This is a genomic window from Lysobacter solisilvae, assembly GCF_016613535.2.
Classification (GTDB): domain Bacteria; phylum Pseudomonadota; class Gammaproteobacteria; order Xanthomonadales; family Xanthomonadaceae; genus Agrilutibacter; species Agrilutibacter solisilvae.
Map to the genome: position 1 here is coordinate 2,581,127 of NZ_CP071518.1, position 20,506 is coordinate 2,601,632.

Sequence of the window (20,506 nt, forward strand, 5' to 3'; positions counted from 1 at the left end):
AAGCGCGCGGGGTCGGACTACGGCGCGCTGCGCCATCAGCACGGCCCGGCTTCGGCCCTGGACACCAGAAAAACAAAAGGCGCCGAGGCGCCTTTTGTCTTTACGTAATCGCGCAGCTCAACTCAGCCGCGTGGCTCAGCCGCCGGAATGGCGACCGCCACCGGGACGGCCGCCACCACGGGGACCACCCGGGCGCGGACCACTCGGACGCGGGCCACCGCCGGGGCGCGGCGCGCCACCGGGCTTGCCGCCGGGGCGTCCGCCGGGACGCGCGCCACCGGGGCCACCCGCACGCGGACCACCCGGGCGAGGACCGCCCGGACGCGGGCCACCGGGGCCACCCGGACGCGGGGCACGCGGCTTGTCGCCGTACGGATTGAAGCCGCCGGTGCCGCCGCTGCCGGCGTGGTCGGACGGGAAGCTGGGCGCGTTGCCCGGATGGCCGTAGGGCTTGGGCGCTAGGCCCTGGCCACCACCGGCGCCACGCGGGCCGCGGTTGCCTTCGGACTGTCCCGAAACCGCCGCCGCCGGGACGGTCGCCACGGCCACGGCCACCGGGGCCGCCGCCGTAACCGCCGCCGGGCTGGCCATAGCCGCCACCGCCGCCGCCGGGCTGGCCGTAGCCACCGCCGCCCTGGCCGTAACCGCCACCACCACCACCGGCACGCCGGGGCGCCTTGTTGCCGCCGAACTTGTTGCCGCCGCCGCGGTTGTCCGGGTTGCGATGACCGCTGGGGCCGGTGTCGACGCCATCGGGCACGTACCAGGTGCGGAACGCGGCGGGATTGCCCTCGGGCAGGGCATTCGGGCCCTTTTCCTTGCGCTGCTTGAACGGCTTCTGCGACTGCTTGGCCGCCATCTCGCCGCTCACCGTCAGGCCGCCGTGCGGCTTCCTGCCGCCGCGGCCGCCGCGGCGGTCTTCGCGCACATGGTCGAAGCGGCGCAGCTCGCGGCCTTCATCGGCCGTGTTGTGGCCGCCGACGTAGCCGGCCGAGCGCGCGCGTCCGGTCAGGTCGATGGTCGACTTGGCGGCCTTGCGCTGGCCGATCACCGGCTGCAGCGTCAGCGCGGAGGGCGTGTCGCTCTCCAGGCCCAGCTTGCTGCGCATGGCCTCGACCTTGTCGGACGCCAGTTCCTGCGAATGGCCGCGCAGCAGTTCGCGCGGCAGGGAGACTTCGCCGTAGCGGATGCGCTTGAGGCGGCTCACCTGGCAGCCCTGGGATTCCCACAGGCGGCGCACTTCGCGATTGCGGCCTTCCTTCACCACGACGCGGAACCAGTCGTGCGAATCACTGCCGCCCACGCGCTCGATCTCGTCGAACTTGGCGGGGCCGTCTTCCAGCGCCACGCCACGGGCGAGGCGCTCGACGATGTTGTCGGGCACCACGTCCTGGCCTTCGGGGGCGCGCACGCGGCAGACGTACTCGCGCTCGACCTCGAAGGAGGGATGCATCAGCGCGTTGGCCAGCTCGCCGTCGGTGGTCAGCAGCAGCAGGCCGGTGGTGTTGATGTCCAGCCGGCCGATGCCGATCCAGCGCGCGCCCTTGAGCATCGGCAGCGCCTCGAACACCGTCGGACGGCCTTCGGGATCTTCGCGGGTGGTCACTTCGCCTTCGGGCTTGTTGTACATCAGCACGCGGGCCGGTTCGGTCAGCGCGGTGGCGACGAAGGTCTTGCCGTCGATCTCGATCTTGTCGCCGCCGGTGACGCTCATGCCCACCTGGGCGGTCTCGCCGTTGACCTTCACCAGGCCGTCGGCGATGCGCTGTTCCAGCGCGCGGCGCGAGCCCAGGCCGGCCTGTGCCAGCACCTTGTGCAGCCGTTCTTCCAGCTTGGGGGCTTCGGCGGATTCGGCGCCGGGGCGCTTGAGGGTGAGCTTGCGGCTCTTTTCTTCAGTCATTTGTCTCGTGCTCCGACGATGCCTGCTCCGCGAAGGAGGGTTGCGCGTCGTCATCTAGGGGAACGGTCGTCGTCTCGACGGCGTCGTCCTGCAGGCCGCGGTGGGCCGGCGGGAAGTCGTTCTGGTCGTCCGCGCGCTCGCCCGGCGCGGCATCGGGGTGGCCATCGCTGGCCGGGTCATCGAGGGCGTCGCCGGCGTCGTTGTCGCCGGCGTCGTCCTGGGTGTGTTCGGGAATGCTGTGGGTGGAGGCGGCGTCTTCGGCAGCCGTTTCGCGGCCGTCGGCAAAGTCGTCGTCGTTGCCGGCCGCTTCGGGCGCGGCGCGGTCTTCCGACGCGTCGTCGTGGCGGGAGTCCAGGTCGCCGGAATCCTCGTCGCCGATCGTGTCGTCGCCGTGCTCGTGATCGCCGTCCCCGTCGTCGCCGTCCTCGTCATCAGCCCGCGCTTCCACGCCCGGCGCGGCAATGCCGCCGGCGTCGATGGGGGCGGCGTCCATGACGTTGTCGAACTGGAACTGCGGTTCGAGTTCCCCGATGTCCTTGAGTTCGGACAGCGGCGGCAGTTCGTCCAGGCGCTTGAGGCCGAAATAGTCGAGGAACAGCTTGGTGGTGCCGAACAGCGCGGGCTTGCCCGGGACGTCGCGGTGGCCGACCACGCGGATCCACTCGCGCTCTTCCAGGGCCTGGATGATGTTGCTGCTCACCGCCACGCCGCGCACCTGCTCGATCTCGCCGCGGGTGATGGGCTGGCGATAGGCGATCAGGGCCAGCGTTTCCAGCGTGGCGCGGGTGTACTTGGTCTTGCGCTCGGTCCACATCCGCGCCACCCAGGCGTGGACATCGGCCTTGACCTGGTAGCGGAAGCCCGACGCCAGCTCGACCAGTTCCACGCCGCGCTCGGCGCAGGCGTCGCGCAGGGTTTCCAGCGCCAGCTCGACGCTGCCGTTGGGAGCGGGCTGCTCCTCCGGGAACAGGCCGTGCAGCTGCGCCAGCGTCAGCGGCTGGTTGGCCGCGAGCAGGGCGGCTTCCACGATGCGGGTGATCAGGTGTTGGTCCATGGAGTGTCGGTGCTTGCCTGGCCTGTTTCGCTCGTCATCCGCACGAAGGCGGGAAACCAGCGGCGTTGAGGTTGACGTGAATGCGGGAGAGTCTGGAAACGCGGTGGGGCGGGCAACGCGGGCGTCAGGCCCGCGTGTCGTCGTCGTTGGCCGCGGGTTCGTCGAACTCGCTGCTCAGCTCGATCTCGTCGGGGTCCTTCATCAGGGCCAGGGACTTGACGTAGATCGGCTGCAGCGGGCCTTCCTGGATGATCTCCACCAGCTGTTCCTTGGCCAACGTCAGCAGGCCCAGGAACGTGACGACCACGCCCAGCTTGCCCTCCTCGGCGGTGAACAGCGACTCGAAGCGGTGGAAGACGCCGTCCTTGAGCGACTCCAGCAGTTCGCCCATCCGCTGCCGCACGCTCAGCGCGTCACGCTTGATGGCGTGCTGGGTGAACAGCTCGGCACGCTTGAGGACGTCGTGCAGGGCCAGCAGCATTTCCTTCAGTTCCACCGGCGGCGGCAGCTTCACCGCGGCCCGGTCGGGCACGAAGGCGTTGGCCGGCGTGGTGTCGCGGTCCTGGCGAGGCAGGGCGTCGATGTCCTCGGCCGCCTTCTTGAAGCGCTCGTATTCCTGAAGGCGGCGGACCAGTTCAGCGCGCGGATCTTCTTCCAGGCCTTCCTCGGTCGGCGCGCGCGGCAGCAGCATGCGCGACTTGATCTCGGCCAGGATCGCGGCCATCACCAGGTACTCGGCGGCCAGCTCGAAACGCATTTCGTGCATGGCCTGGATGTAGTCGACGTACTGGCGCGTGATCTCCGCCACCGGGATGTCGAGGATGTCCAGGTTCTGGCGGCGGATCAGGTACAGCAGCAGGTCCAGCGGACCTTCGAAGGCTTCCAGGATGACTTCCAGCGCGTCCGGCGGGATGTACAGGTCCTGGGGGATCTGCAGCACCGGCTGGCCGAGCACCATCGCCAGCGGCATTTCCTGCTGCTGCGGGTGGTGGCCGTTCTGGTTGTTCGAGGTCGCGGCGGGCGCGATTTCTTCGGTCATTGAGAAGCCGGCCCCTCCGGGCCCTGGCATAGACGTGAACACCTGTCCCAGCGCGTCGGGCACACCCGGCGCGGCCTGGCCGTCCCCTCGCGCGGATCCGGAAATGGCCGGAAGGGGCGAGACAGCGGAGCACGCTCCGCCCGGCAAGACAGGCGTATTGCGACTGCAAAGCTTGAAGCGGGCCTGCAACGGAATCGGACAGGCGACCTCGCGGGGCGGGGCGGCGGGCGTCGGATGGGTTGCGGGCCGGGACGGTGGAGCGCAGCGACGCACCTGCATGTGCGTGTGGCGACGGTGTGGGGACCTGTCGCGACGGCCGCTGCTACCGGCCTGATGGCAATTGAGGCCTAGGGTACGGGGTGGGGCGGGGGCTGTCCAGCCGCCGGCCGGCGCTGTCGGCCCGGAGGGGCGAAAGTGGGACGCGACCGCCGGTTCTCCGGGGCTGTCTGGCCAGGCGGGGTGATCGGCGATCGGTGGCGGCCAGTCGTCCCGGAAACCCACCCGGGGCTCGTGGTTCAGATCGCAGCGCCGTAGCCCGGGGCATCCAACAGGGCTCTCCGAACAGATCGCCACGCCTTCCCCCCGCGTGCGCTTCGCTTACACGGGCTTCTTTGCTCTCACGTAAGCCAGCCCGTCGCGCGAACCGTAGACCCGGAGGGCGTCCGGCATGGATGCCGGACGTTTTCCGCCGCGCCATGGATGGCGCGTCGGAAAATCCCGGCGTCAATCATGCGGCCGGTTAGAAGTGGACTTCCCCGCACTTTCTTTGGTTACCTTTCTTGATGAGCGCCTTTGGCGCTCACCCCTACGGGGCCGGCTTCGCCGTTCGCACTTCGTGCGTGTGCGAGCAAAGAAAGTAACCCGCCGCCAGGCGGAAGCCTTGGAACTGGCCTGTCCACTCTTTTGCATTTGATGTTGACCAACGCGGCGATCGTTGGCCCCCATCCCAACCTTCCCCCGCGAAGCGGGGGAAGGGGCCGAAGCGCCGCGACCGTCGGCCCCATCCCAACCTTCCCCCGCGCAGCGGGGGAAGGGGCTGATGCGCGGCGATCGTTGGCCCCCATCCCAACCGTCCCGGCCAGCAGGCACAGCCTGCTGGCGTTCGATGACGCGCGGACCAGTGGTCCGCAAGCGCGTCCTCTCACCCCCCGCGCAGCGGGGGAAGGGGCTGATTCGCGGCGATCGGCGGCCCCCATCCCAACCTTCCCCCGCAAAGCGGGGGAAGGAGCTGATCCGCGGGGCGGCAGAAGGCCATCTCCGGCGCTTCCGCTAGACTGCCGTCCCTCCCGAACAGCTGGACGCCGCGCGCATGTGGTACCTGATCGAAGGTTATGACGGCACCGACGTCCTGGACCGCCGGCTGGCGGCGCGGCCTCAGCACCTGGCGCGGCTCACCGCGCTGCGCGACGCCGGTCGCCTGCTGCTGGCCGGACCCTGCCCGGCGATCGACGCCGAGGATCCGGGCCCCGCGGGCTTCAGTGGCAGCCTGATCGTGGCCGAGTTCGTCTCGCTGGAAGAGGCCCGGGCCTGGGCCGACGCCGATCCCTACGTGGCGGCGGGCGTGTACAGCCGGGTCGAGGTGCGTCCGTTCCGGCGCGTGCTGCCGTGACCCTGCCGCGCGAGCAGCGGCCCGCGGCGATCCGCGCCGCGCTCGAAGCGGCGCTGGCCCCGGTCCAGCTGGAGGTGCGCGACGACAGCCACCGCCACGCCGGCCATGAGGGCGCCAGGGACGGGCGCGGCCACTTCCATGTGGACATCGTCAGCGCGGCCTTCGCCGGTCAGGGCTCCGTCGCCCGCCACCGGGCCGTGTACGCCGCGTTGGGCAGTCTGATGACCACCGACATCCACGCGCTGGCCATCCGCGCCCGGACCCCGCAGGAAGCGGCGGCCGACTGAGGCGTCCGGGGCCTCCCGCGCCCGGCGCCGCGGGCGCTGGCGCCGGTTTCACGGCCCGCTATACTCGCCGGTAGTTTCGGTTTCCCGGCCGAAAGTCGCCCATGTAGTTCAAAGACTTAGGCGAATTTTCTAACCTGATCCAGCACCACGGCCGCTCCCCTGACGGAGCGCGGCCCAAGGCAACCGCGTCGCATGCGTCTTTCCACGATCAAGCTCTCCGGCTTCAAATCCTTCGTCGACCCGACCACCCTGCACCTGCCGACCAACATGACCGGCGTGGTGGGACCGAACGGCTGTGGCAAGTCCAACATCATCGACGCCGTCCGCTGGGTGATGGGCGAGAGTTCGGCCAGCCGCCTGCGCGGCGACTCGCTGACCGATGTCATCTTCGCCGGCTCCTCGGCCCGCAAGCCCGTCTCGCAGGCCCAGGTCGAGCTGATCTTCGACAACTCCGATCACACGATCACCGGCGAGTTCGCCGCGTTCAACGAAATCTCGGTCAAGCGTGTGGTGTCCCGCGACGGCCAGAGCCAGTACTACCTCAACGGCGCCAAGTGCCGCCGTCGCGACATCACCGACCTGTTCCTCGGCACCGGCCTGGGGCCGCGCAGCTACTCGATCATCGAGCAGGGCATGATCAGCCAGATCATCGAGGCCAAGCCCGAGGACCTGCGCGTCTACCTGGAAGAGGCCGCCGGCATCTCCAAGTACAAGGAGCGCCGCAAGGAAACCGAAACGCGCATCCGCCACACGCGCGAGAACCTGGATCGCCTGCGCGACCTGCGCGACGAAGTGGGCAAGCAGCTCGAGCACCTGCGGCGCCAGGCGCGCCAGGCCGAGCAGTACCAGACCATGCAGGCCGAGCGGAAGGTCAAGGACGCCGAGTGGAAGGCGCTGGAACACCGCGCCCTCGACCAGAAGCTGCAGGCCCAGCGCGAGAAGCTCAGCCAGCAGGAAACCCGCCTGCAGCAGCTGATTGCCGAACAGCGCGAGGCCGAACGCGAGATCGAGACCGGCCGCGTGCGCCGCGAGGAAGCGGCCGAGAACCTCAACAAGGCCCAGGCCGCCAGCTACGAGGTCGGCGGCACCCTGGCGCGGATCGAGCAGCAGATCCAGCACCAGCGCGAGATGTCCAGCCGCCTGCAGCGCGCCCGCGACGAGGCGCAGACCCAGCTGGCCGAGATCGCCCACCACATCGGCAGCGACCAGTCGCGCCTGGATGTGCTGATGGCCGCGGTGGAGGAAGCCCAGCCGCGCCTGGAGGAACTGCGCGCGGACGACACCGCCCGCCAGGACGCCCTGCGCGATGCCGAATCCCGCCTCACCGACTGGCAGCAGCGCTGGGACGCGCATACCCGCGCCCAGGCCGAGGCCGCGCGCGCCGCCGACGTCGAACGCACGCGCATCGAACACCTTGACCGGCAGTCGCTGGAAGCCGACCGCCGCCGCGAATCGCTCACCGCCGAGCGCGCCGGCCTGGACCTGGCCGCGCTCACCGATACCTTCGCCGGGCTGCAGGAGCAGCATGACGCGCAGAAGGAATCGCTCGACACGCTGACCACCGAACTGGAGACGCGCAAGCAGACGCTGACCCAGCTGCAGGACCAGCAGCGCGCCGCGCAGACCGACCTCGCCGAAGTCCGCAAGCAGGCGCAGGGCGCCCGCGGCCGCCTGTCCTCGCTGGAAACGCTGCAGCACGCGGCGCTGGGCCAAGAGCAGGGCGCCGCCAGCCAATGGCTGCGCCAGCGCGGCCTGGACAACGCCGCGCGCGTGGGCGAGAAGCTGGTCGTCGAGCCCGGCTGGGAAAACGCCGTGGAAGGCGCGCTGGGCCAGCTGATCGAAGGCGTGCTGGTCGATTCGCCCGAGACCCTGGTCGATGCGATCGGTGAACTCGGCGAAGGCCGCCTGTCGCTGGTCGATCCGGCCAGCGAGCCGGTGGATTTCGCGCCCACCTCGCTGGCGGCGCGAGTGCAGGGGCCGCTCGCGCTGCGCCGCATCCTCGCCAGGCTGCACGTCGCCGAATCGCTCACGCAGGCACGCGAACTGCTGCCCCAGCTGGGCGACGGCGAGTCCGTCATCACCCGCGAGGGCGAACGCCTGGGCGCCGGCTGGGTGCGCGTGCTGCGCTCCGGCGCGGCCAAGCAGGGTGCGCTGCTGCGCGAGCGCGAGATCCAGGCGCTGCGCGCCCAGATCGAAGAGCTGCAGGAGCGCGAACAGGAACTCGAACGCAGCATCACCACCTGGCGCGACCGCCTGCTGGCGGCCGAGCAGCACCGCGAAGACGCGCAGCGCGGCCTGTACATGGCCCATCGCAGCGTGTCCGAACTCGCCGGCCAGCTGCAGAGCCAGCAGGGCAAGCTCGAATCGGCGCGCGGCCGGATCGAGCGCATCGATGCCGAACTGGCGCAGCTGGGCGCCTCGCTGGGCGGTGCACGCGACCAGGCCAGCGAAGCGCGAGGCCGCCAGGAAGAGGCGGTCATGCGCATGGCCGAACTGGAAGACGCACGCCGGGCGCTGGACGCCGAGCGTCGCGACCTCCACGAAGCGCGCGACCAGGCCCGCACGCTGGCCCGCGAATCGCGCGATGCCGCGCACGCCCTGGCCCTGACCCTGGAAACCCAGCGCACGCAGGTGGCCGGCCTGGTCCAGGCCCTGGAACGCATGGGCGGCCAGCGCGGCCAGCTCGACTCGCGCCTGGGCGAACTGATGGAACAGCTGGCCCAGGGCGACGAACCCGTCCATGGCCTGGAAGAGCAGCGCCAGGTGGCACTGGAACAGCGCGTCGTCGTCGAGCAGGCCCTGACCGCCGCGCGCACCGCGGTGGACGGCATCGACAACGACCTGCGCCAGTTCGAACAGACCCGCCACACGCGCGACGAGCAGGCCATTGCCCAGCGCGAGGCCATCGGCCAGCGCCGCCTGGAACAGCAGGCCCTGCTGCTCAAGGCCGAGACGCTGAGCCAGGCGATCATCGAGGCCGGCTTCGTCATCGAGGACGTCGTCAATTCGCTACCCGACGACGCCGATACCTCGGCGTGGGAAAAAAATCGTCAACGACCTCGACGGCCGCCTGCGCCGCCTGGAACCGGTCAACCTGGCCGCGATCGCCGAGCACGCCGAAGCCGCCCAGCGCAAGGAATACCTGGACGCGCAGGACGCCGACCTGTCGACCGCGCTGGACACGCTGGAAGAGGCGATCCGCAAGATCGACCGCGAGACCCGCGGCCGCTTCAAGGACACCTTCGACCGCGTCAACTCGGGCGTGCAGGAGCTGTATCCCCGCCTGTTCGGCGGTGGCCATGCCTACCTGGAACTCACCGGCGAGGACCTGCTCGATACCGGCGTGGCGATCATGGCCCGTCCCCCCGGGCAAGCGCGTGTCCAACATCTCGCTGCTGTCCGGCGGCGAGAAGGCGATGACCGCCGTCGCGCTGGTGTTCGCGATCTTCCGCCTCAATCCGGCGCCGTTCTGCCTCCTCGACGAGGTCGACGCGCCGCTGGACGAAGCCAACGTGGGCCGCTTCACGGCCATGGTCAGCGAGATGAGCGAAGCGGTGCAGTTCCTGTTCGTCACCCACAACAAGGCGACGATGGAAGCCGCGCACCAGTTGTCCGGCGTGACCATGCGCGAACCGGGCGTCAGCCGCCTGGTGTCGGTGGATCTGGCCGAAGCCACGCGCCTGGCCGGCGCTGCATAAAGGAGTTTCTGCACGATGTCGGACGTGACCCTGCTGCGGGTGGGCATCCTGATTGCCGGCTTGATCCTGGTCGGCGCGATCATCTTCTTTGGTCGCCCCCGCAAGCCGGGGCAGGGCAAGCGGGTGCCGCGCGCGGGCTTCGCCGACGGCGGCGCGCGCGCCGAGCCGTACTTCCCGGGTGATGCGCCGACGGCGCCCGCCACCGATGAAGGCCTGTCGACCACGGCCACGCAGGCCGAGCTGGCGCTGGATGCCGATGCCGACGCCCAGGGCGAACACGCGCAGGCGGACGCCGCGGCCAGCGACGTGGGCAAGCGCAACGACATGGCCTTCGAGAAGATCATCACCCTGTACCTGGCCGCCCGCGCCGGGTCGAAGCTGCACGGTCCGGACATCGTCGTCGCGGCGGAAAAGGCCGGCCTGGTCTACGGCCACATGGGCGTGTTCCACCGCCTGATCGACAACCACCACGAACGCGGCCCGGTGTTCAGCGTGGCCAACATCATGAAGCCGGGCAGCTTCGAAATGGCCACGATCCAGTCGATGGAAACGCCGGCGATCGCCTTCTTCCTCACCCTGCCGTCGCCGGTGCCGGCGCTCGACGCCTGGGAAACCATGCTGCCCACCGCGCAGCGCATGGCCGAACTGCTGGACGGCGTGGTGCTGGACGAATCGCGCAACGCCCTGGGCCGCCAGCGCATCGCCCACATCCGCGACGAACTGCGCGCGTGGGACCGCCAGCACGAGATGCCGCCGCTGACGAAGCCGGCGCGCTGGTAGGCAGGTGTCGGGCGTCATATGGATGGTCTTACTCTCTTTGAAAGGCGTGTCCTTGACGCTTGTTTAGCCGGCGATGATTCGCGGCTTGACGTGCTGCGCATGCAAGCTGCCTCCGCGATGGTTGCGGAACGAGAGCACACCGGGGTGGGCGCTTACATCACACTCAAAGTGCCTGACGGAACCCCCGCCTTGTGTGCCGGCTCAATCATCCTTGGTGACGTAAATCTTGATGTGGCTGGCGTGGCCAACGGTGTCGCGACCCTCTTGTATGTAACCAGCGGCAAACTCGATTTCATCGAGTTCGCGACCTATGACGATGACTGGCCGGAAGATCCGAGTCTCGTCAGCGTTGGGTATCTGCAGTGGGTGCCGAGTAGTTCGGGCGCTTTCTCGGGTGTTCCAGTCAAAGAACGCGATCCAGAGACACTTGCCTGGCAGCTTCAAGAGCGGGAGGCGTAGCATGTCGCCTAACAATTCATTCAAGCCGAAGCCGCTTCGCAGCTCGGACCAATTCAAGAACCATGATCAAAGCTGCTGAGACAAGAATCTTGCGTGCCCTACTGCGGCAACTCGACGCCCGGTCAACCAGCGTCTTGCAGTCACGCTGGCTGATCATTTTGATGTGGCCCGTGACAGCGGCCGTATTTCTGGTCTTGTTTCAACTGGAGCCCACAATTGGCTCTGTCGGCATCGCCATAGGTTCAATGCTGGTAGGGGCAGCAGTGGCTACCGTTGCGATTTATCGAGGCGCTTTTGAGCAGTGGGCGGTAGTTCGGCGCTTCCTCGACCAGGAAGCAATCCGGAGCCGCCTGCGCGAGCTTGAGGCCTGACAATTCGTCCAAGCCGACGCCGCCTTCGCTGCGCAGCTTCACTCAGGCGTTAGGCGTGCATAGAAGACCCCATGACTTTTGAAGACCTGAAGTTCGGCCTCTTCATGGCCTTCGGCGCCCTGGTTGCGGTGGGGTATGTCGTCACCAAAGTTCGCCCGCACGTCGACCTGTATCGCTCCGGAGAGCCACGTCGCGCCACTTGGCGCACCCGTCGGCCGGCATGGGTGAAGATTGGCCTGTCGCATGTGGGTTCGCGCCAGACTGCGGTCAACTTTGCGCGCTTTTCGCTGATTGCGGCATTCGTATGGGCGATTCCCGCGGCCTATATTGCGTTCACCCACCCCTTTGCCTTCCTGCCCAGTGTCCTGCTTCTGGTGGCCGCGGGATGGTATCGACTTTGCGTCCGATGGGTTGATCGCCATGACGCCTGGCCGGATGGGACCTGACAATGCATTCATGCCGGATCCGCTTCGCGGCCCGGCTTGATTCTGGCGATGGGCCGAAGGGGTAATCACGTGGAAGGTCCGGCAAGAGCTGATTTGTTTGCCCGCCTTGTATGTCTCCTCGTCGGAGCCATCTTCGCCTGCGGTTCGGCCTATGGCTTTTCGTTGCCGCGTCCTGGCGCGCTGCCATGGGTGTTGGGCATCGGCGCGGCGGTCAACCTTGTTGCGGGTATATTCGGGCCACGACGCCTTCGGGTATGGCTCGCATCGTGGCTGCCCTGGGCCTAGCCTGACTACTCGGCCCGAAAATCCAGCCATGCCGACCATGAGGCCTCACTTGAACAATCCCTCGCTGCTTCCGTCGATTCCACCGCGCGCATGGCTCCATGCCGCCGCGCTCCTGGCGCTGGCGACCCTGGCGTTGGCGTTTTTTTTGGGCCATGGCTTCGCCGCGGACATGTTCCTCTGGGGCAATGCCTTCGTTGCGGGCGCGATATTCGTTCTGTTCGGCCTTGGCGTCTGGGGTCTTCTTACCCTTGCTCCATTCGCACGCCGGCCTGCATGGCTTGAGCCTCGACAGGCGATGGCATTGTCCGTTGCTTGTTTTCTCGTTCAATCAGCATTGGCCGGCGCACTGACGATGGCCGGCGTGTGGCCACATTCCAGGCTTTGGTTCCTGGGCGCCCTGCCGTTCGTCTGGAGCGGTTGAGGCCTATAAATTCATTCAGGTCGACAGCCAAATCGCTCGGCGGCTTGATTCGGGCGTTCCGTCCGGACGCGCGCGCACAGGCGGACTCGCCGGCACCGGACTGACTTTGTCTGGCTACGTTCTCCGGACCACTCTGCGTCCGGTCGAATCCCCCCGGCCCGCTGCCCCGGACTTACGCACTCCGGGCACGCAGGGCAGAATGCAGGCATTCGACCCGCGCGGACGCCGCGCGCAGGACCGCTCGTGAGCCCCAGTTCCCAGTCGCCCGCCACCCGTATCGACGCGCTGCGCCAGCAGATCGAGGACGCGAACTACCGCTACTACGTCCTCGACGATCCCAGCCTGCCCGATAGTGATTACGACCGGCTCCTGCGCGAGCTGCAGTCGCTGGAGGCCTCCCACCCGGAACTGGCGCGCGAGGACTCGCCGACCCAGCGCGTCGGCAACGCCCCTTCGGCGAAGTTTTCGGAGGTTCGGCACGGCGTGCCCATGCTCTCGCTGGCCAACGCCTTCGCGCCGGAGGAGATCGACGAGTTCGTGGCCCGCATCGGCAAGGAGACGGGCGAGTTCTCCCCGGTGTTCTCCGCCGAACCCAAGCTGGACGGACTGGCCATCAGCCTGCGCTACGAGGACGGCGCGTTCGTGCGCGGCGCGACGCGGGGCGACGGCGCCACCGGCGAGGACGTCACCGCCAACCTGCGCACCGTGCGCGCCATTCCGCTGAAGCTGCGCGGCCATGCGCCGCCCGTGCTGGAAGTGCGCGGCGAGGTCTACATGCCCAAGGCCGCCTTCGAGCGCTACAACGACTGGGCGCGCGAGCGGGGTGAGAAGACCCTGGCCAATCCGCGCAACGGCGCGGCCGGTTCCCTGCGCCAGCTGGACCCGCGCATAACCGCGCAGCGCCCGCTGAGCTTCTTCGCCTATTCGCTGGGCGAAGTGGCCGGCATGGACCTGCCACCCACGCACTCGCGCACGCTGGCGCTGCTGCGCGATTTCGGCCTGCCGGTCTGTCCGGAAGTGACCACGGCGCAGGGCGCGGCCGGACTGCTGGAATATTTCGAGGCGATCGGGCGCAAGCGCGACAGCCTGCCGTACGACATCGACGGCGTCGTCTACAAGCTCGACCGCTACGACCAGCAACGCGCGATGGGCTTCGTCTCCCGCGCGCCGCGCTGGGCCATCGCCCACAAGTATCCGGCGCAGGAAGAGGCGACCACGGTCGAGGCGATCGAAGTCAGCGTCGGGCGCACCGGCGCGGTGACGCCCTTCGCGGTGTTCACGCCGACGCACGTGGGCGGCGTGACCGTCACCAAGGCCACGCTGCACAACGCCGACCAGGTCGCGCGCCTGGACGTGCGCCAGGGCGACGTCGTCATCATCCGTCGCGCCGGCGACGTGATCCCGGAAGTCGTGCGGGTGATCGAGGAACGCCGCCCCACCGATGCGCGCGGCGAGCCGCTGCATCCGCCCTTCACCATGCCGGCGCAGTGCCCGGCCTGCGGGTCGGCGGTGGAGCGCGAGGAGGGCGAGGTGGTCGCGCGCTGCACCGGCGGCCTGTACTGCCCGGCGCAGCGCATCCAGGCGCTGTTCCACTTCGCTTCCCGGCGCGCGATGGACATCGAAGGCCTGGGCGAGCGCTTCATCGCGGCGCTGGTGGAGTCCGGCCAGGTGCGCACCGTCGCCGATCTCTACACGCTCACGCTCGACGACTTCCTGCGCATGAAGCGCGAGGCCGACGCGCGCGAAGGGGTCACGCCCGAGACGGTCAAGGCGGGCAAGGTCGCCACGCGCTGGGCGGAGAACCTGGTCCAGGCGATCGACGCCAGCCGCAGCACCTCGCTCGAGCGCCTGCTGTACGCGCTGGGCATCCGCGATGTCGGCGAGTCCACGGCCAAGACGCTGGCCCGGCACTTCGGCGGGCTCGACCCGATCATGGCCGCGGACGTGGAAACGCTGCGATCCGTGCCCGATATCGGGCCGATCGTCGCTGCACGCATCGCCCACTTCTTCGAACAGCCGCACAACCGCGAGGTCATCGCGGCCCTGCGCGCCAACGGCGTCCACTGGACGGAAGGCGCGCCGCAGCGCGCCAGCGAAGGACCGCTGTCGGGCAAGACCGTGGTGCTCACCGGCGGTCTGTCGGCGATGTCGCGCGACGAAGCCGGCGCTCGCCTGGAGGCGCTGGGCGCGAAGGTCTCGAGCAGCGTGTCGAAGAAGACCTCGCTGGTGGTGGCCGGCGAGGCCGCGGGCTCCAAGCTGGCCAAGGCGCAGGAGCTGGGCATCGAGATCTGGGACGAGGCGGCCTTGCTGGCCTTCCTGGGCGAGCACGCTCCGGGCGGGCAGGGCTGATGCAGGACTGGCGACCCGGCGCGGCCTTCGATGTCCTGCACCTGCGTGCGCGGCTCAATGCGGCCGTGCGGAATTTCTTCGCGCAGCGCGATGTGACCGAAGTCGAGACGCCGGTGCTGTCCCGCGCGGGCAACACCGACCCGAACATCGCCTCGTTCTCGCTGGAATTCAGCGGCCGCACCGACGGTGCACCGCGTACGCGCTGGTTGCGCACCTCGCCAGAATTTGCGCTCAAGCGCCTGCTCGCGGCCGGGTTCGGCGACTGCTACGAGCTGGGCCGCGTGTTCCGCGATGGCGAGGCCGGCGGCCGGCACAACCCCGAATTCACGATGCTGGAGTGGTATCGCGTCGGCTGGGACCATCGCCGGCTGATCGGCGAGACAGCCGACCTGGTCAACGCCGCGCTCGCGCTGGTCGATCGCCAGGCCACGCTGGTCGAGGTCGACTACCACACGCTGTACCGGCGCGAGCTGGGCGTGGACCCGGCCACGGCGGGCATCGAGGAGCTGCGCGCGGCGCTGGGCGAGGTGGTGATCGATCCGGCGGGCCTGACCCGCGACGACTGGCTCGACCTGCTGATGACGCACCGGCTGCAGCCCTCGTTCCCGCACGACCAGATGCTGGCGGTGTACGACTATCCGGCCTCGCAGTGCGCGCTGGCGCGGCTGCGGCCGGGCTCGCCGCCGGTGGCCGAGCGCTTCGAGCTTTACCTGGGGCCGCTGGAACTGGCCAACGGGTACCACGAGCTGGCCGATGCCGCCGAACAACGGCAGCGCTTCGAACGCGACGGTGTGCTGCGTCGCGAACGCGGCCACGCCCAGCCGCCGATCGACGAGGCGCTGATCGCCGCGCTGGGCCGCGACTTTCCCGCCTGTGCCGGCGTGGCGCTGGGCATGGACCGCCTGATGATGGCGCTGCTGGGCACCGGCCGCATCGCCGACGTGCTGGCCTTCGACTTCGCGCGCGCTTGACCCTTGCGTTGCCGGTGCGCGCGCCGGCCCCACCTTTCATCGGTCGCCCTGCGGCCACCGCTTAGAATCCCCCCATGACCGACACCTTCGATTTCGACCGCTACGACCGCATCCGTCCCATCCGCTGGACCGGCGACGCCCTGGAACTGCTCGACCAGCGCAAGCTGCCGTTTACGGTCGAGTACGTGCGCTGCGAAACCAGCGACGAGGTCGCCCAGGCGATCCACGCGCTCACCGTGCGTGGCGCACCGGCGATCGGCATCGCGGCGGCGTGGGGCGTGGTGCTGGCGGCGCGCGGGGTCCAGGCCGACGACGGTGCACAGGCCGCGGAGCGGCTGCAGGCGCCGATGCAGCGCCTGCACGACGCGCGTCCCACCGCGGTCAACCTGGCCTGGGCGCTGGCGCGGATGCGGCGCGTGATGGCCGCGGCCGGCGCCGACTGGCGCGAGGTGATCGAGCGCGAAGCCAAGGCCATCGCCGACGAGGACCTGGCGGCGAACCGCCGCATGGGCGCGCTCGGCGCCGCCCTGATCGAACCCGAAAGCGGCGTGCTGACCCATTGCAACACCGGCTCGCTGGCGACCGCGGGCTTCGGCACGGCGCTGGGCGTGATCCGCGCCGGCTTCGCGCAGGGCCGCATCAACCGCGTGTATGCCGGCGAAACCCGCCCGTGGTTGCAGGGCGCCCGCCTGACCGTGTGGGAGCTGCAGCAGGACGGCATCTCCCCGATCCTGATCGCCGACTCGGCGGCCTCGCACCTGATGAAGACCGGCGCCGTGCAGTGGGTGGTGGTCGGTGCCGACCGCATCTGCGCCAATGGCGACACGGCCAACAAGATCGGCACCTACCAGCTGGCGATCGCGGCCCGCCACCACGGGGTGAAGTTCATGGTCGCCGCGCCGTCCTCGACCGTGGACATGGCCACGGCTTCCGGCGAGGCCATCCACATCGAGGAACGCGATCCGGGCGAAATGTTCGCCCTGGGCGGCGTGCGCACGGCGGCGGAGGATGTCGGCGCCTGGAACCCCGTGTTCGATGTCACGCCGCACACGCTTATCGACGCCATCGTGACCGAGCTGGGCGTGATCGAACGCCCGGACGAGGCGGCGATGCGGGCCGCGTTCGGCGGCTGAAGGGCGGACCCGCGCGCGTCGATCCCGCCGCATAGGGCGGGTCTTGACCCGCCGCCTTGGTGGTAATCGGACTTCATGCTTGCGCGGTGCGGGGGTATGGCGAAGGCGGGTCGAGACCCGCCTTATATGTCGCCTTTCCGCAGCGCGCGGCGGCGCGTTTGGCCTCGGCCGCGGCTTCAAAGGCACCTTGCGCGATCGACGCCATCGTGACCGAGCTGGGCGTGATCGAACGCCCGGACGACGCGGCGATGCGGGCCGCGTTCGGCGGCTGATCCGCCCCCCCTTGCCGTAGCCCTCCACGCCCTGCGCTCGTGCGGCAGGAGCTCCAATGTGTCGCCTCGGAGCGGGTCGAGCGGAGGTGTCAGGCACTCCGCGCGGAGCTCGCCGGACCTCGTGAAGACCCGCGCGGGGTTCGAGCGGAGCCCGGAGGCTCCTCGCGAACCCCTGGCGGGGCTTCGCGGGGAGGGGTTGCCGCCTTCGAGCGGAGCTGGTGGCGTGTGCGCACGGGGCCCGGCGGCCCCCGGCCGGGGCGTCGGGGCTCCTCGCGGGGTTGTCCGGGCGGCGCTGGACCCTCGCCGAGGTGACACGTTGGAGCTCCTGCCGCCCGCGCGCAGGCGACGGGAGGTACGCGGGCATGGGCGGACACCGCCCTCGCGCGCACGGACTGACCCACGACACGGATCCCGGGGACTCCCGCACGCCCGTTTTCCGGGACCCGGATCGGCGCCGCCCGGGCGCGGATTCACGTTCCGGACGCCCACATCCGGCACGACCTGCGCCCATGGCCGAAAAACAGCACTTAAGTGCTTGTTTATGCGTGGAAATCGAGGTGCGTCGGCACCCCCTTCCGTGATACGATTTCACGTCTTTTGAAGCCGCCCCGAGCGAGCCGCAGGACGTGCCCGCCCGGGCATGGCTTTGCCTGCAGCCCGCCCGCCCAGTACTCCAGCACACGGAACCCGAATGGCAGAACTCGCCAAGGAAATCATCCCGGTCAATCTCGAAGACGAGATGCGCCGCAGCTACCTGGATTACGCGATGAGCGTGATCGTGGGGCGCGCGCTTCCGGATGTCCGCGACGGCCTCAAGCCCGTCCATCGTCGCGTGCTCTACGCGATGCACGAACTGGGCGCGCACAGCAACAAGCCGTACTACAAGTCGGCGCGTATCGTCGGTGACGTCATCGGTAAGTTCCACCCGCACGGCGACAACGCCGTGTACGACACCCTGGTCCGCATGGCGCAGCCGTTCTCGCTGCGCTACCTGCTGGTCGACGGACAGGGCAACTTCGGCTCCATCGACGGCGACTCGCCCGCCGCCATGCGTTACACCGAGGCGCGCATGTCGCGCCTGTCGCATGAGCTGATGGCCGACATCGACAAGGAAACCGTCGACTTCCAGCCCAACTACGACGAGAAGGAACTCGAACCCACCGTCATGCCCACGCGGGTGCCGAACCTGCTGGTGAACGGCTCGGCGGGCATCGCGGTCGGCATGGCCACCAACATCCCGCCGCACAACCTCAACGAGGTGGTCGACGCGACCATCGCGCTGATCGACGATCCCGCGATCGACATCGACGGCCTGATGCAATACATCCCCGGCCCGGACTTCCCGACCGCGGGCATCATCAACGGCGTCGGCGGCATCCAGCTGGCGTACCGCACCGGCCGCGGCCGCGTGCGCATGCGCGCCAAGGCCGACATCGAAGTCAACGAGGACACCGGCCGCGAAGCCATCGCGGTGACCGAGATCCCGTACATGGTCAACAAGGCCCGGCTGATCGAGAAGATCGCCGAGCTGGTGAAGGAGAAGAAGCTCGAGGGCATCAGCGAGCTGCGCGACGAGTCCGACAAGGACGGCATGCGCATCTTCATCGAGATCAAGCGCGGCGAGTCGGCCGAAGTGGTGCTCAACAACCTCTATCAGCAGACGCAGATGGAGTCGGTGTTCGGCATCAACATGGTGGCCCTGGTCGACGGCCGCCCGCAGCTGCTCAACCTCAAGCAGATCCTCGAAGCCTTCGTGCGCCACCGCCGCGAAGTGGTGACCCGCCGCACCATCTTCGACCTGCGCAAGGCCCGCGCCCGCGCGCACATCCTGGAAGGCCTCACCGTCGCGCTGGCCAACATCGACGAGATGATCGAACTGATCAAGACGTCGGCCAACCCGAACGAGGCGCGCGAGCGGATGCTGGCGCGCACCTGGGAGCCCGGCCTGGTCGGCGCGCTGCTGGCCGCCACCGGCGCCGAGGCCTCGCGTCCGGACGACCTGCCCGACGGCGTCGGCCTGGTCGACGGCCGCTACCAGCTCACCGAGGTCCAGGCCCAGCAGATCCTGGAAATGCGCCTGCACCGCCTGACCGGGCTGGAGCAGGAGAAGCTCACCGAGGAATACAAGCTGCTGCTGGAAGCCATCCGCGGCCTGATCGAGATCCTCGAGGATCCGAACGTGCTGATGGAGGTGATCCGCACCGAGCTGCGCAATTTGAAGGAAGAGTTCGGCGACGCGCGCCGCAGCGAGATCCGCGCCAGCGAGGAAGACCTCGACATCCTGGACCTGATCGCGCCGGAAGACGTCGTGGTGACCCTCTCGCACTCCGGTTACGCCAAGCGCCAGCCGGTCAGTGCCTACCGCGCGCAGAAGCGTGGCGGCCGGGGCCGCAGTGCGGCCTCGACCAAGGACGAGGACTTCATCGACAAGCTGTGGCTGGTCAACACCCACGACACGCTGCTGACCTTCACCAGCGCCGGCCGCGTGTTCTGGCTGTCGGTCCACCAGCTGCCCGACGCCGGCCCGAATGCGCGCGGCCGTCCGATCATCAACTGGATCCCGCTGGAAGCCGGCGAGCAGGTCCAGGCGGTGGTGCCGGTCCGCGAGTACGCCGAAGGCAAGTACGTGTTCTTCGCCACCCGCAACGGCACGGTCAAGAAGACCCCGCTGACCGAGTTCGCGTTCCGCCTGCAGAAGGGCAAGATCGCGATCAACCTCGACGAAGGCGATGCCCTGGTCAACGCCGAGCTCACCAACGGCGCCCGCGACATCATGCTGTTCGCCAGCAACGGCAAGGCCGTGCGCTTCGCCGAGACCGAAGTCCGCTCGATGGGCCGTACCGCCACCGGCGTGCGCGGCATCCGCCTGGCCGAGGGCGAGGGCGACGGGGAAGGGGACGCGGCGCCCACCGGCGCCAAGGTCGTCAGCCTGATCGTCGTCGACGGCGACGGCGACATCCTGACCGCCAGCGAACGCGGCTACGGCAAGCGCACCCCGGTCGAGGAATACCCGCGCAAGGGCCGTGGCACGCAGGGCGTGATCGCGCTGAAGACCACCGAGCGCAACGGCCTGCTGGTCGGCGCGGTCCAGCTGTCCGACCACCACGAGGTGCTGCTGATTTCCGACGGCGGCACGCTGGTGCGCACGCGGGCGGCGGAGATCTCGCAGGTCAGCCGCAACACCCAGGGCGTCACTCTGATGCGCCTGGCGGCCGACGAATGCCTGCAGGCGATCGAACGCCTGGATGCCTCGCTGGACGACGAGGGCGAGGCCGGCGACGGCGAGATCGGCGTGCCGGTCACGGGCGCCAGTGTCGATCCGGCGCAGGCCGAATCGATCACCGTGTCCGGTTCCGACGACTAACCTCGTTTCCCGCTGTAATCCGACCCGTGCGATCCAGAAAGACGCCGCCTTCGGGCGGCGTTTTTTTT

13 protein-coding genes and 2 pseudogenes are annotated in these 20,506 nt (G+C 69.1%); 12 read left to right on the forward strand and 3 right to left on the reverse strand.

The genetic code is table 11. The annotated features are described in order from the left end of the window. Window positions 1–135: 135 nt before the first annotated feature. From I8J32_RS11465 to I8J32_RS11475, 3 genes and pseudogenes are all read right to left on the reverse strand, one after another. A pseudogene (locus tag I8J32_RS11465) lies at window positions 136–1,900 on the reverse strand (pseudouridine synthase). Next, window positions 1,893–2,954: an SMC-Scp complex subunit ScpB gene (scpB, locus tag I8J32_RS11470; RefSeq protein WP_200612207.1), complete on the reverse strand. Its 1,062-nt coding sequence runs from the start codon at window positions 2,952–2,954 to the stop codon at window positions 1,893–1,895. The pseudogene I8J32_RS11465 and the gene scpB overlap by 8 nt, the downstream one beginning before the upstream one ends. Window positions 2,955–3,078: 124 nt before the next feature. After that, window positions 3,079–3,993 (reverse strand): segregation and condensation protein A, encoded by a 915-nt coding sequence (locus I8J32_RS11475; protein WP_200612210.1) that lies wholly within the window; start codon window positions 3,991–3,993, stop codon window positions 3,079–3,081. 1,309 nt (window positions 3,994–5,302) lie between these two features. On the opposite strand from I8J32_RS11475, the gene I8J32_RS11480 reads away from it, so the two are divergent. The 12 genes and pseudogenes from I8J32_RS11480 (at window position 5,303) to gyrA (ending at window position 20,438) form a co-directional block, all read left to right on the forward strand. Continuing rightward, entirely contained in the window at window positions 5,303–5,602 is a 300-nt protein-coding gene (locus I8J32_RS11480; RefSeq protein WP_200612212.1) for a YciI family protein, read from the forward strand. Beyond that, window positions 5,599–5,889 (forward strand): BolA family protein, encoded by a 291-nt coding sequence (locus I8J32_RS11485; protein WP_407060964.1) that lies wholly within the window; start codon window positions 5,599–5,601, stop codon window positions 5,887–5,889. The genes I8J32_RS11480 and I8J32_RS11485 overlap by 4 nt, the downstream gene beginning before the upstream one ends. 192 nt (window positions 5,890–6,081) lie before the next feature. Beyond that, window positions 6,082–9,587, forward strand: a pseudogene (smc, locus tag I8J32_RS11490) (chromosome segregation protein SMC). A 15-nt stretch (window positions 9,588–9,602) separates the two neighbouring features. Beyond that, window positions 9,603–10,367 carry a cell division protein ZipA gene (gene zipA / locus I8J32_RS11495; RefSeq protein WP_200612215.1) on the forward strand — a complete coding sequence of 255 codons (765 nt, stop codon included), beginning with the start codon at window positions 9,603–9,605 and terminating at the stop codon, window positions 10,365–10,367. A gap of 18 nt (window positions 10,368–10,385) precedes the next feature. After that, the gene (locus I8J32_RS11500; protein WP_200612218.1) at window positions 10,386–10,826 is read left to right on the forward strand and encodes a hypothetical protein; all 441 of its coding nucleotides are present in this window, start codon (window positions 10,386–10,388) and stop codon (window positions 10,824–10,826) included. A gap of 62 nt (window positions 10,827–10,888) precedes the next feature. Continuing rightward, a complete protein-coding gene (locus I8J32_RS11505; protein WP_200612219.1) occupies window positions 10,889–11,197 on the forward strand; it encodes a hypothetical protein in 309 nt (102 codons plus the stop codon). Window positions 11,198–11,268: 71 nt separating this feature from the next. Next, window positions 11,269–11,643 carry a hypothetical protein gene (locus I8J32_RS11510; protein WP_200612221.1) on the forward strand — a complete coding sequence of 125 codons (375 nt, stop codon included), beginning with the start codon at window positions 11,269–11,271 and terminating at the stop codon, window positions 11,641–11,643. 334 nt (window positions 11,644–11,977) lie between these two features. Beyond that, the gene (locus tag I8J32_RS11515; RefSeq protein WP_200612223.1) at window positions 11,978–12,349 is read left to right on the forward strand and encodes a hypothetical protein; all 372 of its coding nucleotides are present in this window, start codon (window positions 11,978–11,980) and stop codon (window positions 12,347–12,349) included. Window positions 12,350–12,592: 243 nt separating this feature from the next. Continuing rightward, entirely contained in the window at window positions 12,593–14,698 is a 2,106-nt protein-coding gene (gene ligA / locus I8J32_RS11520; protein WP_245156319.1) for an NAD-dependent DNA ligase LigA, read from the forward strand. After that, entirely contained in the window at window positions 14,698–15,669 is a 972-nt protein-coding gene (gene epmA / locus I8J32_RS11525) for an EF-P lysine aminoacylase EpmA (protein WP_200612225.1), read from the forward strand. Before ligA ends, epmA begins: the two co-directional genes overlap by 1 nt. Before the next feature lie 74 nt (window positions 15,670–15,743). Further along, window positions 15,744–16,802 (forward strand): S-methyl-5-thioribose-1-phosphate isomerase, encoded by a 1,059-nt coding sequence (gene mtnA / locus I8J32_RS11530; RefSeq protein ID WP_200612227.1) that lies wholly within the window; start codon window positions 15,744–15,746, stop codon window positions 16,800–16,802. Window positions 16,803–17,765: 963 nt separating this feature from the next. Next, window positions 17,766–20,438, forward strand: coding sequence for a DNA gyrase subunit A (gyrA, locus tag I8J32_RS11535; protein WP_200612229.1), 2,673 nt, complete (start codon window positions 17,766–17,768; stop codon window positions 20,436–20,438). The last annotated feature ends 68 nt before the right edge of the window (window positions 20,439–20,506 follow it).

Coding starts and splice junctions, on each gene's coding strand:
- epmA (WP_200612225.1), top strand. CDS start 14,698: ATGCAGGACTGGCGACCCGGCGCGGCCTTCGATGTCCTGCACCTGCGT.
- I8J32_RS11480 (WP_200612212.1), top strand. CDS start 5,303: ATGTGGTACCTGATCGAAGGTTATGACGGCACCGACGTCCTGGACCGC.
- zipA (WP_200612215.1), top strand. CDS start 9,603: ATGTCGGACGTGACCCTGCTGCGGGTGGGCATCCTGATTGCCGGCTTG.
- I8J32_RS11500 (WP_200612218.1), top strand. CDS start 10,386: ATGGATGGTCTTACTCTCTTTGAAAGGCGTGTCCTTGACGCTTGTTTA.
- I8J32_RS11505 (WP_200612219.1), top strand. CDS start 10,889: ATGATCAAAGCTGCTGAGACAAGAATCTTGCGTGCCCTACTGCGGCAA.
- mtnA (WP_200612227.1), top strand. CDS start 15,744: ATGACCGACACCTTCGATTTCGACCGCTACGACCGCATCCGTCCCATC.
- I8J32_RS11475 (WP_200612210.1), bottom strand. CDS start 3,993: ATGACCGAAGAAATCGCGCCCGCCGCGACCTCGAACAACCAGAACGGC.
- gyrA (WP_200612229.1), top strand. CDS start 17,766: ATGGCAGAACTCGCCAAGGAAATCATCCCGGTCAATCTCGAAGACGAG.
- I8J32_RS11510 (WP_200612221.1), top strand. CDS start 11,269: ATGACTTTTGAAGACCTGAAGTTCGGCCTCTTCATGGCCTTCGGCGCC.
- scpB (WP_200612207.1), bottom strand. CDS start 2,954: ATGGACCAACACCTGATCACCCGCATCGTGGAAGCCGCCCTGCTCGCG.